Raw genomic sequence first — 14,343 nt, 5'->3', positions numbered from 1 at the left:
TGCGCTGTAGCGGTTTTTTTATTTTCCTTTTCAAAGCTCTTTCGCTGTAAAAAATACTTTTGCTGCCTTATTTCAAAAGCGGTTGGCTAACTTTATTCTAATACTCATCTGCCTACTGGCTGGGCAGTTGTTGAGGAAAGTGTCTAGTTTTCCCAAAGATGGGCACAAGGCTTTAAACATTTTTATCATTTACATCGCTCTTCCGGCAGTTGCTTTTCGCTATGTACCTCTCATTGAATGGAGTGCCTCAATCGTTTGGCCATTTTTGTCACAGTTTCTTGTGTTTGGAATCGCGCTAATAGCAGTTTGGATTTTTTCGAAAATAAAGCCTATTGATACCACTACGCGAGGTGCGCTGTTGCTCACCATGGGACTAAGCAATACATCTTTTGTGGGATTTCCATTAGTGGAGACCTGGTATGGATCAGATGCCATCAAAATCGCCTTGCTTAGCGATCAAGGAGCTTTTTTCGTATTAAGCATTTTGGGAATTGGATATGCCACGTGGTATGCTGAGGGGTATGTAAGTGTGCGCTATCTAATGAAGCACATTATCACCTTTCCACCATTTATAGCCTTTTTAATTGCCATATCTATCTCACACATGCCATTGCCTGCATGGTGGAATACTTTGATGGAAAAACTCTCAGCCCCTTTAGTCCCTCTTGCACTTGTTTCTGTTTCGCTTCAGATATCTTTTAAAGAGCATTTTGACCGGTGGAGTGAATTGGGTTACGCCTTAATGGTTAAGCTATTACTGGCGCCGGCTGTTGTAATGGTCTTGCTCAGTTTGCTTACTAATTTAACTTCCTTGTATTACAAAATCACTGTTTTTGAGGCTGCTATGGCCCCTATGGTGACCTCTTATGTTGTGGCTTCTCAGTTTCGGCTAAACTCTGGCTTAGCTGGGTACATTGTAGGTATTGGTATTTTACTTTCCCTTCTAACCACAGCCGGTTGGTATTGGGTATTGGAAAATATATTGACGACTTAAACGAATTTGGATTTATGGTACTCATTTTAAGGCTCTCAAAACGCTTAAATGATTACCGTTCGTTTTTACACGCAGTTTAATCATTTAAAAATTTTTTACTCTCTAGCTGTTACATGAAAGTAAAAATGGGTCGAGAAAGTGACCCATTTTTACTTTCAAATGATCTAATCGTCAATCCGATAGAGAAAATTTAGACTTGAGTAATTTTCAAAGTATTCGTCATACCCTTCTCATAGATAGGCATGCTGGCGATTTGAATGATGAAGTCACCACGGTTGATCAATCCATTGTCGATACATATCTGAGCAATGTCGGCCAGCGACTCGTCGGTGGTTGTCATCTTGTCGTAGTAAAAAGCTTTTACACCCCAAACCAAGCTTAGCTGGGTTAGAATGCTTTTATTGGCTGTGAAAACTAGAATATAGGTATCAGGTCTGTGAGAAGAGATTTTGTAAGCCGTGTATCCGGAGTGCGTCATGGTTAGGATTCCCATAGCACCGATTTGATTACTGATTTTTGATGCGTTGTAACAAATGGAATCTGTGATAAAGCGCTGGCTGTGGTACACAGGCATGTTTTCGTCGAGTTGAGGTCTGAGAGTTGAATCTTCTACGTGCTTGATGATTTTTGACATAGCCTGCACTACCTGAACAGGATATTTGCCCACTGACGTTTCACCACTCAGCATTACGGCATCGGCTCCATCGAGCACTGAGTTCGCCACATCATTGACTTCAGCACGGGTGGGAGAGAGGCTATTCATCATCGACTCCATCATTTGTGTGGCGATGATTACCGGTTTGGCCTTTGCAAGGGCTTTTTTTACAATCAATTTTTGAATGAGCGGCACGCCTTGCATAGGCACTTCTACACCGAGGTCACCTCGAGCCACCATAAGGGCATCGGTTTGATCGATGATGTTGTCAATGTCAACAACAGCTTCTGGTTTTTCAATTTTTGAGACGATGCGCGCATGGCTCTTGTTGTGCTCGATGATTCGGCGCAATTCCATTACATCAGTTGCATTACGCACAAACGACAACCCGATCCAGTCTACGTGTTCTTCGAGCGCTACTTTGAGGTCTTCCAAATCTTTGTCTGTAAGGCACGGCAATGAGATTTTGGTACTTGGCAGATTTACACCTTTTTTTGACTTCAAAGGACCGCCTTGAATTACGCGGGCTTGTACTTCATCTATGCTATTCGTGCTAATAACTTCAAGAATAAGCTTTCCGTCGTCGAGCAATACTTTTTCACCCACTTTTACATCTTGCGGAAATTGCTTGTAGGTCATGTACACGCGCTGTGCATTGCCTACGCAGTAGTGATTGGTGAAGGTCAGAATATCGCCTGGTTTAAGTTCTACTCCATCTTCTACTTCACCGATGCGCAGCTTAGGCCCTTGTAGATCGGCTAGTGAAGCAACATTGAGGTGGTAGCGCTCGTTCAGTTCTTTTACCAGGCGAATGTAATTTCGGGTGTCTTCCGCTTTGCCGTGTGAACAGTTGATTCTAAAAACACTTACGCCGGCTTTTACCATTTCGTACATGGTTTCGATGTTGGCTGAGGCCGGCCCGAGGGTAGCTACTATTTTGGTTTTGTTGTAATGCATAGGAGAATATTGCTAAGTGTATAGTGTACGCATAGGTAGTTGATGCCCAAAGGTAGCTCTTAATAGAGCAACAAATTAGACCAATGTTTAAAGCTATGAATATCTACCTTCATGATGGAGGAAATTCCATGTTGATTGCGAAGTAGTTTGATTTCTTCTAATAGGTCAACGTCTTCGCAGTCAATCATAAGCCAGTAATCAATGCCTTTGAAATCGGGAACCAGATATATGCGCAAGCTTGTTTCGAGTTCATCGAAAAGAACATTTTGGAAATTTTGTTTTATTTGGCGCATGGACGGATGTGAAACATTGCTGATCAATGACCAAATAGTCAATCGCATCTCATCGTCATACATAAAAGCAGAAAAATTGAATTCCTCTGTTTCTTTGCTTAGTTTGTGATCGGTGATGCGCTCTAATCCTATATTTAATGCAGAATTAATACAAAAGGCCAATTCATAGTCTGACAATTGCGTTTGGATGGCAAAACACTGAAAACTTCGCTGAGTCTCGTCAAGAGTAAGGATGTGTTTCTTCACGCCAGTTTAAGAATTTCGATTGCTTGTTTAGAAGCTTCCTCTTCAGCCGCTTTTTTGGTGTAACCGGTGGCAGAGCTGATCAACTGATCATTAATAAAACATCCGATTTCGAAAACGATGTTGTGACTGCTTCCCCATGAGTCAATCACACGAAATTGTAATGTTTTTTTATTTTTTTGTGCCCATTCGTGTAAGAAAGCCTTATGGCTATTGATGCGATTCACCACTTCATCGAGCTGTACATGAGGCTGAATGATTTTTTTTAAGATAAATTTTTCAGCTTTTTTATACCCCCTGTCGAGATAAATCGCTCCAATTAGGGCTTCAAGTACATCTCCGTAAAAGGATTTAGGCAGGTTTGCACTGTCTTTTCTGTGTTTGATCAGTTGTGGGATCCCTAGTTTTTGAGAAATGGAGTGCAACTGAGTGCGATTCACAATTTTCGAACGCACCTCAGAGAGGAATCCTTCTTTTTGTTTAGGAAAGGAGGAGTAAAGATAACCCGCCACTACAGCTCCTAAAATAGCATCGCCCAGAAATTCAAGCCTTTCGTAGTCTTCTACAAATTTGTTTGCTTGTATAAAACTTCTGTGATGTAGAGCGATTTTGTAATGTTTGATGTTTTTAGGTGAAAAACCGATAATTTTTTTCAACGATTTTCGAAACCTTTTTTCATCTGCTGAAAGGGAAAAACTGGAAAGTTTTGAAATCCAGTTTTTTAAAGTCATTATCGATACTTTTTCAGAAGTATGCTTGCGTTGTGTCCACCGAATCCGAAAGTATTGCTGATGGCTGCATTTACTGTGCGATGCTGAGCCTTGTTGAAAGTAAAATTGATGTTCGGATCAAGTTCCGGATCGTCGGTGAAGTGATTGATGGTTGGCGGAATGAAGTCGTGATAGATGGCAAACACTGTGGCTAATGCTTCTACAGCTCCTGCACCTCCTAATAGGTGACCCGTCATCGACTTGGTAGAGCTAATGTTGAGCTTGTAAACGTGCTCACCAAAAACTTTTTGGATGGCCTTAACTTCGGCAATGTCGCCCAATGGAGTGGATGTGCCGTGTACGTTGATATAATCGATGTCTTCTAGCCTCAAACCGGCTTCTTGAATGGCGTAGCGCATCACGTTGGCTGCTCCGAGACCATCGGGATGTGGGGCAGTAATGTGATGTGCATCGGCTGAAAGGCCAAAACCAGCCACTTCGGCGTAAATTTTAGCACCTCTCGCAAGGGCATGCTCCAGCTCTTCGAGTATGAGGCACGCACCGCCCTCACCCATTACAAATCCATCTCTATCCTTATCAAAGGGACGAGAGGCTGTTTCGGGCGAATCGTTTCGAGTAGAGAGGGCTTGCATGGCGTTAAAACCTCCTATGCCTGCCTCAGTGATGGCTGCTTCAGAACCTCCACTGATGATTACATCGGCTTTGCCGAGTTTAATCATAATATAGGCATCGATAAGAGCATTGGTTGAAGAGGCACAAGCCGAAACGGTAGAAAAATTTGGCCCTCTGAAACCGTATTTGATGGAAATGTGACCCGGAGCAATATCCGCTATCATCTTTGGGATGAAAAACGGATTAAAACGGGGCGTGCCATCGCCCTTGGCGTAATCAAGTGATTCTTTTAAAAAAGTGTCTAGACCGCCAATTCCAGAACCCCAAATAACACCAGCTCTGTCTGGATCTACACTTCCCTCTTTGTCGAGTCCGGCGTCTTTCATAGCCTCATCGGCACACACTAGGGCAAAGTGTGTAAATCGATCCATCCGACGAGCTTCTTTGCGATCGATAAACTGATTTACATCGAAGTTTTTTACTTCACAGGCAAAACGTGTTTTGAATTTTTCGGTATCGAACGATGTAATCATCGCTGCGCCACTTTTCCCGTTTTTCAATCCTTCCAGATATTCCTGGGCAGTATTGCCAATAGGGGTAATGGCACCAACACCGGTAATTACTACACGCCTTGCCTGTGTCATAAATACAGAAAAGTTAGAGTGTTAAAGTAAAATTTTAGGATTTTACAGCCTTCTCAATGTATTCAATGGCTTGGCCTACAGTTGAGATGTTTTCAGCCTGGTCGTCCGGAATCTGAATGTCGAATTCTTTTTCAAATTCCATGATGAGTTCTACAGTATCCAATGAGTCAGCACCAAGGTCGTTGGTAAAGCTGGCTTCCATGGTTACTTCGTTTTCATCTACGCCCAGTTTGTCCACAATGATGGCCTTAACACGTGAAGCGATGTCTGACATTGTATCTGTGATTTAGTGATTAGCGGGTGCAAATAAATAAACAATGCTTTGATTGGACAAAATTTTGAATCTTAAGGTGTTTTAAATGTTGCAGTTATCCTCTGTCATAAGGCAGTCTGCACAGTATCAAGGGCATGTAGCAGTATTTCCGCTGCGCGCTTCATTTCATTGTCCGTTAGTGTAAGGGGGGGTGAGACCCTTAAACTACGGTTGTTAAACAAAAACCAATCGATCAGCAGCCCATTTTTCATACAAATTCCAATGACCTTTAAAACTGTATCAAAATCACTTAGTTCAATTGCCATCATGGCTCCGACTCCTGATATGTTGTGAATCATCGGATGTCGAAGCAGCGAGCGAAAGGTCTTTTCGATGTGGAAAGCATTTTCCCATAAGCGATTTTCAGTTACGACCTGTAAGGTGGCTAAGGCTGCAGCTGCTGATACTGGATGACCTCCAAATGTAGTGATATGACCTAAAATGGGATTCTCTGTGAGCGACATCATCAGCTTACGAGGTGCCATAAAAGCACCAATGGGCATTCCACCTCCCATGCCTTTAGCTAGCACCAGAATATCGGGAACTATTCCAACCTTTTGAAAGCCAAAAAGTGCTCCCGTACGGCCAAAACCTGTCTGAATCTCATCTAAAACAAGCAAAGCGCCTGTTTGGTCACAGCGTTTTCTGATCTCTGTAAGCCAAGCGACATCAGCAGGTACATACCCCGACTCACTTTGTACTACTTCGGTAATGACAGCCGCTGTTTTTTTTGTTATATGTTTTAAATCGTCAAAATTGTTGAATTCAATCATTCTACACCCTGGAATGAGGGGCCGAAAAGCTTGTTTAAACTCTTCTCCACCCATTACACTTAAGGCTCCTTGGGTGCTACCGTGGTACGAATGGCGGCAATATATGATCTCGGGTCGGCCAGTGTAGCGCTTAGCCAATTTCATGGTACCTTCGATGGCTTCGGCCCCTGAATTCACCAAATAGGCCATCTCGAGGCTAGGATTAGTGGCCTGGTGCAGGGCATGTGCGAGCTCTACTTGCGGATTTTGTATGTACTCGCCATAAACCATCGTGTGCATGTAGGTTTCTACTTGCTTTTGAACGGCCTCTACTACACGAGGATGACAATGACCTATATTGCTGACGGATATACCACTGATCAGATCAAGATATTTTTTTCCTTCAGAATCAATTAAGTAGTGACCCTCAGCCTTAGCAATGTGTAAAGCAACCGGGAATTGTGTTGTTTGACCCAGGTGTTTGAAAAACAGGCTTTTAACACTTGCAGCTGACCGGGTATCTGACATGAGATCAATAATTTTTATAGGGGATTTCTTTCTCTACAAAGTGTACCCCATACTGTTTAAGCTCTTCGAGCATAGGTAAGTAGATCTCTGGCGTAATAGGGATCTGTACCCCTCTGCTGGTGATTTTACCTTCTAAGATCAATCGCGCTGCGATGGCTACCGGTATGCCCACAGTATGAGCCATGGCTGTGTTGCGATGATCAACTCCTTTGAAGATCATATGCGAAGTACACATCTTCTTTTGACCGTCGAGCTCGTAGCCGAATTTATGCCACATCACAATCATGTCTCGATCGCCGGGTTTCATTTGCCATTTTTCTTCTAAAATGGCCTGAAGGATGCGGGCAGGGGTAGGTTTACTTACTGACTCCAGAGGCAAAGGTTCCTCGTCGAAAAGTCCGAGAAAAGAAAATTTTTCCAATAGATCGCTCTGATCCTGAGGGATGTCCATGTAGTGCATGAGCTTAAGTTCGACCGAGTCAGTCGGATGGTATGCCAAGAAGGAATTGAAAAACTGCCTTTTGGTGAGCTTGTGAGCATTTTCCATTTCGTAACTGTCGTCGGTCATGCCGAGTTTTACAAAAATGTCCCATGCCCGGCAGAAACCTGGCCGGCGAAGGGTGCCTCTGTATATGGTAGGGATGTCGTGCAATCCATACACAGATCTGTAGCGCAGGCTATCGCGATTAGCATACCCTTCAAAACGGCCATACCCCTCAATATCAATGAATTCTGTACGTCGAAAGACCATGTGGTACGGAATGTACTTGTACTGTCCCTCTTGAATGAACTTAACCGCCCCACCAGAGCCAGCAAGTACCACATTACGCGGATTCCAAGAGAATTTATAGTGCCATGGGTTGTCGTCGCTCTCAGGTGCAGGCAGCCCACCGGTAAAGCTCTCGAATATCAGCATTTTTCCGCCCTTATCAACTATATCATCGATCACTTTTTTGGCACTGATGTGGTCAATACCGGGATCTACGCCAACTTCATTCATCAGAATCACATCAGCCTCCACTGCCCTTTCGTGCAGTTTTTGCATGCCTTCTGACACATAAGAAGCCGTTACCAGATGCTTTCGAAGGGCCACACAGTCGATAGCCACTGGCACGTGCATGTCAGCAGGCAGCATGCTGATCACCAAATCAGCCTCTGCAATGGCACGAACCCGACTGATTTCGTCAGTTACGTCCATTTTCAGAGCTCGAGCACGCGGATTGCCAGCAATCTTTTCGGTTACCAGATGCAAGTCTTTATCAGCCACTACTAACATCCAGTCTCGTGCTTCGGCCAACTGAAGCATGTAATTGATCAGGCTCAAGGTAGATCGACCTGCTCCGATAATGAGAATTTTTTTCATTCGACGTGTTCAGAATCAATGAGTTTTTGCAACAGAAATAGCATGTAAATACCTAATGCTGCCGTTAGTAGGGAGATGGGCAAAGAAAATTCCGGTGTGGTAACTTCATCTGTCCAACCGAAGTAATAGACCATAAAGAGAGACAAGGCATTGTTGATCAAATGCATGGCAATGGTGGTAAGCAGTGAACCGGTGAGGTAATACACATACCCTAGCAAAAGCGAAAGTGCTAACATAGGCAGAATGTTGTAAAACTGCCTGTGTATCAGGGTAAAAGTTAATGCAGTTAGTACGATACCTGGTTTTACACCAAACTTACGAATCATTAAGTTTTGCAAGGCTCCCCTGAACACCAACTCTTCACCTACAGCCGGCAGAATGGCTATTGTAATCAGTGTGTACGGCCATACATCGGGATTATTTGGCTCAATCATGAGCTTAATTTGATCCATATTTGTCTTCTGTAAAAAGCGCAGATTGGCCTCAACGGCCGAAAGTGCTTCAGGAAACACAATTTGATTATTGAGCCACTGCAGCCACTCAGTAGCTGGTAGCAACATGACCATCGACCCCAAAGCAAGCGATAACCAAAGCGGTTTAGGCAGCGATTTCACATCTAAACCTATTTGATGGATCGACCGCACCACTTTAGCCAGAAAAAACCAACCACCACCCAAAAATCCCAACCCTGACGTCCAAAACTGTATGTAGCGCAGTACAGCTCCCGTTTTTGGATGTGATAGGCTGCCCATCAAGATGTCAGGGATTTGATCTACGGGTATCTGAAGTACAAATGGAATGGTGATAGAGGCTACTATGGAGCCTGCAATGATGCCCATGAAAACGCTGGCTGTAAGCGTCAGTAAGTCAAGCCACAAAGGTCGTCCCGGCGGCATAGTATTATCAAATTCTTCCTGTTGCATGATTTATTCAAAAAGTTCTTTTAAAACAGATAATGTTTTAGGCGTACCAAATTCTGGAATGTGCAGGCGAAGATACAGCAGCAAGACATCGAGTAGTTCGGCTTTTGTAGTCTTACCAACACTGTCAGGATTATACATATTTGTCTTATTGAAAAGCAAATAGAGCTGCGTAGCCAACTCGGGTTTCACCTTGTGGGGGTGATATGGCTCTTCGGCCACTGACTTCCCTTCTACCAAATCGAGCCAATGATTCCCAGGCAAAAGATTGGGTTCTATGCCTAACACTTTAATGAGATGAGCCAAAAGCCAGTGGACAATAAGTCCTGTAGAATGTTCTGACTCGTCAAATGCTTCGATCCATCGCAACACAAATTCAAACACAGCTGGCAAAGGCTGATGCTCGTGAAGACTGCGCTGTAGTACCTCAGCCACAAAAAAGGAGATTGCTCGCTTTACAGGTTGAGCCTCTAACGATGAAGGTATCAAAAAAGGCTTGGCTTCGCGTATGTAGTGCAAATCTTTATTTTGCCGAAAATCAATTTGAAGATCAAGAATATTTAAGGGCATCAAATATGCCGGTTTAACAAGGGCTTTTTTACTGTGAATTCCCTTAGTAATTAGAGATATCTTTCCATACACATCGGTCAGAGAAGTAATGATTACCGCACCACCTGAGGCTGCAACCGAAGAAAGGAGTATGGCACGCACTTTAGTGTACATACTTTATTATTGGCTTTTAAACCATGTATTGGAAGGCCGCAAGTAAGCCCGCGATTTTTATCTTTATTGTTAGAAACCTCTGAACTTTAATTACCTGAGCAAGTGTACTTATCAACTCTCCTGTCTTAAGATGGTATGCTGTAATGTTTTTTAAAAATAAGTTTTAAACACGATTGTTAAGTCGCACAAATTTGAAGGTAGCATAAGAAAGATTCCTCGATTTAATGATTATTATTTGCCCTTCAGGCTATCTTAATCCATCGGTCGTTAAAAATAAGGAAAGTCTATTCCAAAACTGCTTGTAGCTTATAGAGAGAGTAACAAATCAATTTACGTAAATCTGCAAAAAAATCCGCATTAATCCATGTTTCCATTTGGTTAAAGTAATCGGCCCTGAAACATCTGCCATCGAAAGTAAAAAAGACACATTAGCCCAGTATGTGTAGAAGCTTCAGTATAAAGTTAGATAAAATAAAAAAACCGCCCTTCTGGGGAAGGAGCGGTTTGGTGAGAAATAAAGATTGAAATGGATTAGAACGTCGCACGAATGGCCATTACGAAGTTTCGACCCGGTGCAACGATGCCTGAACTGTAAGGCCGATAGCGCTGGTCGGTAATGTTTTCAAGGCCGAAGGTGAGGCCGACTTGATCAGTGAGCTGGTAATAGGCCTTAGCATTGAGGGTGTACCAGCCGGGTGAATAAGGGCGGCCGAGGGGGTCGCGGGCATAAATCTCTGGCTTGCCGCGCTCTTCTACATTGAGCATGTCGAAGGTAAACCCCCCGCTGTACATGGCATACACTTGAAAATTCAGTCGATTAATGCGATAAGTGATGCGGGTGACGCCATACCAGGGCGCAGCATGGCGAGAGGGGCTTAAAGTTCCATCGTCCATTTCTTCCTCGCCTTTTTGGTAATTGGCTTGAGTGGAAGCTGTGAGGCCGTTTCCAAAGTCGTACTCAAGGAGTGCCTGTAGGCCCCATATCGTTGCTTGAGCTGCGTTTTGTATGGCTTGAACCCGACTGAGCTGCCCGTCGTAAAGGATGGAATCCTGACCGTTGAGCTGGAAGTTTCGACGCACGAGGGCATTTTGCAGGAAGGTGTAATAACCTGTGAGGCTTACCTTAAGCTGATCGGCGAAGGTTTTCATCACGGAGAGCTCGCCGTTGTAAGCGTATTCGCTTTTAAGAGCAGGGTTTGGCACGGTGACAGATCCAGGCTCGGAGTCAAAGACCTTGCCGATGTCGTCCACATTTGGAGCGCGGAAGCCTGTACTTAGTACAGCGCTGATCTTAGTAGTGCGATCGGGTGTGTAGGCCAGGCCTATGTTGCCTACAAGATTGCTGAAGTTCAAATCAGCCTGCTCGAAAGGAAAGGGGAAAAAGTCGAGATTCTGACGAAAATCGGCCGTGGTAGTGAAGCTGGTAAAGCGCGTACCGGCCTCGATAAGGAGTTTTTCAGAAGTACGGTATTGGTACTTGGCGTAGGCTGCGTAAGTACTCCAATCGGCATTGGGATAGCGCGAGCTAGCGCGCTCTACAAGGCCGGTGTTGATGCGCGTATCTATGCCGGTGGAGTTTACCTGATTCCAAACGTATTCTAGGCCATAGTATAGCGATGCTTTGCGACCGATACTTCTCTGTAGATCGGCATTAAAGGAATGTGCCATGACCCGCTCTATGCGTGTACGACGACGACTCTGCCCATAGCTGCGGTCTATGCGGCTCTCTTCGAAATACTGGGTGGCTAGGCTCAGAGTAAGTTGATCGTATAGGGTGTTCTGACCTTTGTGTATGGCGCTGAGGTGGTTCATCATCCAGATTTGAGGGCCGTAGTTCCATTCGGCACTTGCAGGCAGGCCATTGTTGCGGTAGCGATGCAGGCGATCGTATCTTGAATAGGATGATGTCTCGCTATAGTGAAAGCCATATTTTATGTCCCAGCGGGCAGAAGGCTTGAAGCGCAACTTTTGCAAGATGTTAAACTGGTCGTAACCGCTGGGGATTTGCACACGTGGATCGGGGTTGTAGAGAATGCGGTCAGCAGAGTCGATGCGCGTGGCATAAATGTTACGCAGATACTCTTCAGGTCCGTGGCTGCCCATGCGCAGATCGTCGAATCGAAAGAAGCTCACAGCTGTGAGCGAAGCAAACCTGCGACCACCCACATTGAGGGTGAAATGCCCGGTATTCTCTCGATTGGCCGAGCTATAGCGCGCTAGGGCTTTTCCATTGATAAGCACCTTATCAGTAAGCGTGAGCTCGGGATTTTGGGTGTGGAAGGTCATGACTCCCCCGATGGCGTCTGATCCGTATATGATCGAGCCTGGACCAAAGATTACTTCTGCTTGCTCGACAACGAAAGGATCGAGATTTATGACGTTTTGAATATTCCCACCGCGAAAGATGGCAGTATTAAAACGAACTCCATCAACAGTGTACATCAGTCGGTTTGTGGCAAACCCCCGTATCATAGGACTTCCTCCAGCCTGTTGGCTTTTTTGTATGAAGACCTCACCCGTTTGGCCAAGCAGGTCAGCCGCTGTTTGCGGTTGCAAGAGCATCACATCCTTTTGCGTAAGACTAACGGTGCGCTGAGGAACATTTCGACTTTCCTCAGTGTAGCGAGAAGCTGAAACAGTCACCTGATCGAGATTAACGTTTGTCTGACGCAGCTGTAGTTTGAAATCAAGTCTGCGCAACTGATCATAGGTAAGGTATTGGGTTTCATAGCCAATTGAACGGATCTCTATACCAGATGCTGTCTGAAAATCAGAGATATCTGCTTGTCCTCGCGCATTGGTATAAGTAAAAAGTCTGGGTTCTCGGCTGGTGATGGTAGCGCGCTCAATAGGTTCACCTGTCACCAAGTCGGTAATGGTAAGGATCTGGCCGTAAAGGAGTGAAGCCCCCACAAGCCATAGGGATATGAGATAAACAAGTTTTTTCATTTTTTCTATTGTAGTTAAATTGTTATGAATTTCGAATGAATCTGTTTTAAGTTCAGCGTAATAAATCCAGACCTTCAAGAATTTTAAAGGCAAGATTTCGAAGGGATCAAAGGACATCTGAACTGACACATCGTCTTAGTCTTCCAGGCATCGTGTGCATTATGTAGATTTTACAAAGTAGGTCGATTACAGCAAGGCAGCGATGCCAGGATTCACTACATTAATAGTATTGCTGAAATCAAAGAGTTTCTGGCGGATGGTCCATCCGACTTATGAAGGATGAAATCAAATCAAATATAAACTGAAAACAAGACTCTTGAAATAGGTAGTTGACAAGGCACATTGCAAAAGCGTCCTTAAAAAATCCCTTAATAAACATCAGGTAACCAATAAACTCTGAAGGTTTGTCGTGCTTTTGGGCATTAAGGAGAGATGATGCAATTTGGGAGCGCAACTGTTCAAGGTGTGACTCTTCATGGTCGGGCCAGCAATAAACTATGCTGCCTGTATCGGTATGCTCCCATTTCACAACGTCGTAATAAAAACCATTAAGCACGAATTCATTCTCTTCAATCCAGTGTACTCTGTGCTGCGAAATATCCGAAGAGCGAAAAACAGTCAATTCGGATAGAGATATGGAAGCCAGAATCTGGTTTTTTACTTCTTTGCGGATTTTGCTTTTCTGAAAGTGATATATTGACATTGGCCCGAACGTAGGAAACATAAGGGCCAGGATTCCCAACCAGACTGTAATGTTTTGTGAAAAAGTGCGTATCGAAAACCGATTGATCAAAAGCCAGGAAATCTTTTGTGCTTTCAAAAATACGCAGATTTTGTTCTTTCCTACTTCTGTTGAGTCTTGGAGGCTTGTCTGAAGCATTAATTTTTAATCCATCAAAACCTTACTACAAAAAATTTTTTATTTTAGCCGCCATAAACGACCCCACGATGGAACTCAAAAAATCGCCCGACGCTGATCTGGAAAATAAAAAGAGCACCTTCTTTCTAGCAGGTTTGTTTATAGCGCTCATTGTCGTGTACATCGCCATCGAGTGGAAGACCTATGACCGCGTGATTGCCGACCTTGGTGAGCTTGAAACCGTTCTTGATGAAGAAGAGGTAATCGTCACCCAACGCGAGCAAAAACCACCACCTCCACCCCCACCTCAAGACATTATCAACGTAGTGGAAGACAAGGTAGAGCTCAAGGAAGAGCTGGTGATGGAATCCACAGAAACTTCTCAGAAAGAAGAAGTTAAGCCCATTGAGGTGGTAGAAGAAGAAGTGGAAGAAGTCTTCAGTTTCGCCATCGTCGAGAATAAACCTGTTTTCCCAGGTTGCGAAAAAGAAAAAGACGAAGAGGCTCGTTCACAGTGCTTCCAGTTGAAAATTCAGCAGCACATAGCCCGCAATTTTAAATATCCGGAAATAGCTCGTCAGCTTGGCATTCAAGGCAAAGTTTATATCAGCTTTATCATTGACAAGGATGGTTCAGTGAGTAATGTAACCGTGGCACGCGGGGTAGATCCCAACCTCGACCAGGCCGCACTCGAAGCTGTAAAGAGCTTGAATAATTTGAATCCCAAAATTCAACCTGCGAAGCAGAGAGGAAAACCTGTGCGCATGTCGTTCACAATTCCTGTAAACGCGAGATTGCAATAATTAA

General features: G+C 44.2%; 13 protein-coding genes. 2 read left to right on the top strand and 11 right to left on the bottom strand.

What is annotated here, in order from left to right; translation table 11 throughout:
- Positions 1–82: 82 nt before the first annotated feature.
- Positions 83–994: an AEC family transporter gene (locus EIP89_RS06750; RefSeq protein WP_124397912.1), complete on the top strand. Its 912-nt coding sequence runs from the start codon at positions 83–85 to the stop codon at positions 992–994.
- Between the two features lie 190 nt (positions 995–1,184).
- On the opposite strand, the gene pyk is transcribed toward EIP89_RS06750, so the two are convergent.
- From pyk to EIP89_RS06695, 11 genes are all read right to left on the bottom strand, one after another.
- A complete protein-coding gene (pyk, locus tag EIP89_RS06745; protein WP_124397911.1) occupies positions 1,185–2,606 on the bottom strand; it encodes a pyruvate kinase in 1,422 nt (473 codons plus the stop codon).
- A gap of 59 nt (positions 2,607–2,665) precedes the next feature.
- Positions 2,666–3,145, bottom strand: a complete 480-nt coding sequence (locus tag EIP89_RS06740) for an IPExxxVDY family protein (protein WP_124397910.1) — start codon at positions 3,143–3,145, stop codon at positions 2,666–2,668.
- Positions 3,142–3,798: a ribonuclease III gene (gene rnc / locus EIP89_RS06735; protein WP_160160549.1), complete on the bottom strand. Its 657-nt coding sequence runs from the start codon at positions 3,796–3,798 to the stop codon at positions 3,142–3,144. The genes EIP89_RS06740 and rnc overlap by 4 nt, the downstream gene beginning before the upstream one ends.
- Before the next feature lie 74 nt (positions 3,799–3,872).
- Positions 3,873–5,129, bottom strand: a complete 1,257-nt coding sequence (gene fabF, locus EIP89_RS06730) for a beta-ketoacyl-ACP synthase II (RefSeq protein WP_124397908.1) — start codon at positions 5,127–5,129, stop codon at positions 3,873–3,875.
- A 34-nt stretch (positions 5,130–5,163) separates the two neighbouring features.
- Entirely contained in the window at positions 5,164–5,403 is a 240-nt protein-coding gene (locus EIP89_RS06725) for an acyl carrier protein (protein WP_124397907.1), read from the bottom strand.
- A 104-nt stretch (positions 5,404–5,507) separates the two neighbouring features.
- Positions 5,508–6,722, bottom strand: coding sequence for an aspartate aminotransferase family protein (locus tag EIP89_RS06720; RefSeq protein WP_124397906.1), 1,215 nt, complete (start codon positions 6,720–6,722; stop codon positions 5,508–5,510).
- A gap of 4 nt (positions 6,723–6,726) precedes the next feature.
- Positions 6,727–8,085 (bottom strand): saccharopine dehydrogenase family protein, encoded by a 1,359-nt coding sequence (locus EIP89_RS06715; protein ID WP_124397905.1) that lies wholly within the window; start codon positions 8,083–8,085, stop codon positions 6,727–6,729.
- Positions 8,082–9,008: a CPBP family intramembrane glutamic endopeptidase gene (locus EIP89_RS06710; protein ID WP_124397904.1), complete on the bottom strand. Its 927-nt coding sequence runs from the start codon at positions 9,006–9,008 to the stop codon at positions 8,082–8,084. Before EIP89_RS06710 ends, EIP89_RS06715 begins: the two co-directional genes overlap by 4 nt.
- A gap of 3 nt (positions 9,009–9,011) precedes the next feature.
- On the bottom strand, positions 9,012–9,728 hold the full coding sequence (gene recO / locus EIP89_RS06705; RefSeq protein ID WP_124397903.1) for a DNA repair protein RecO: 717 nt from the start codon (positions 9,726–9,728) through the stop codon (positions 9,012–9,014).
- Between the two features lie 531 nt (positions 9,729–10,259).
- Positions 10,260–12,677 (bottom strand): TonB-dependent receptor, encoded by a 2,418-nt coding sequence (locus EIP89_RS06700; RefSeq protein ID WP_124397902.1) that lies wholly within the window; start codon positions 12,675–12,677, stop codon positions 10,260–10,262.
- A gap of 238 nt (positions 12,678–12,915) precedes the next feature.
- A complete protein-coding gene (locus EIP89_RS06695; RefSeq protein WP_124397901.1) occupies positions 12,916–13,557 on the bottom strand; it encodes a hypothetical protein in 642 nt (213 codons plus the stop codon).
- Between the two features lie 68 nt (positions 13,558–13,625).
- On the opposite strand from EIP89_RS06695, the gene EIP89_RS06690 reads away from it, so the two are divergent.
- A complete protein-coding gene (locus EIP89_RS06690; protein ID WP_124397900.1) occupies positions 13,626–14,339 on the top strand; it encodes an energy transducer TonB in 714 nt (237 codons plus the stop codon).
- The last annotated feature ends 4 nt before the right edge of the window (positions 14,340–14,343 follow it).

Origin of the sequence: Thermaurantimonas aggregans (genome assembly GCF_003851885.1) — a bacterium.
GTDB classification, from domain to species: domain Bacteria; phylum Bacteroidota; class Bacteroidia; order Flavobacteriales; family Schleiferiaceae; genus Thermaurantimonas; species Thermaurantimonas aggregans.
This window is presented reverse-complemented; position numbering and strand designations above follow the sequence as displayed.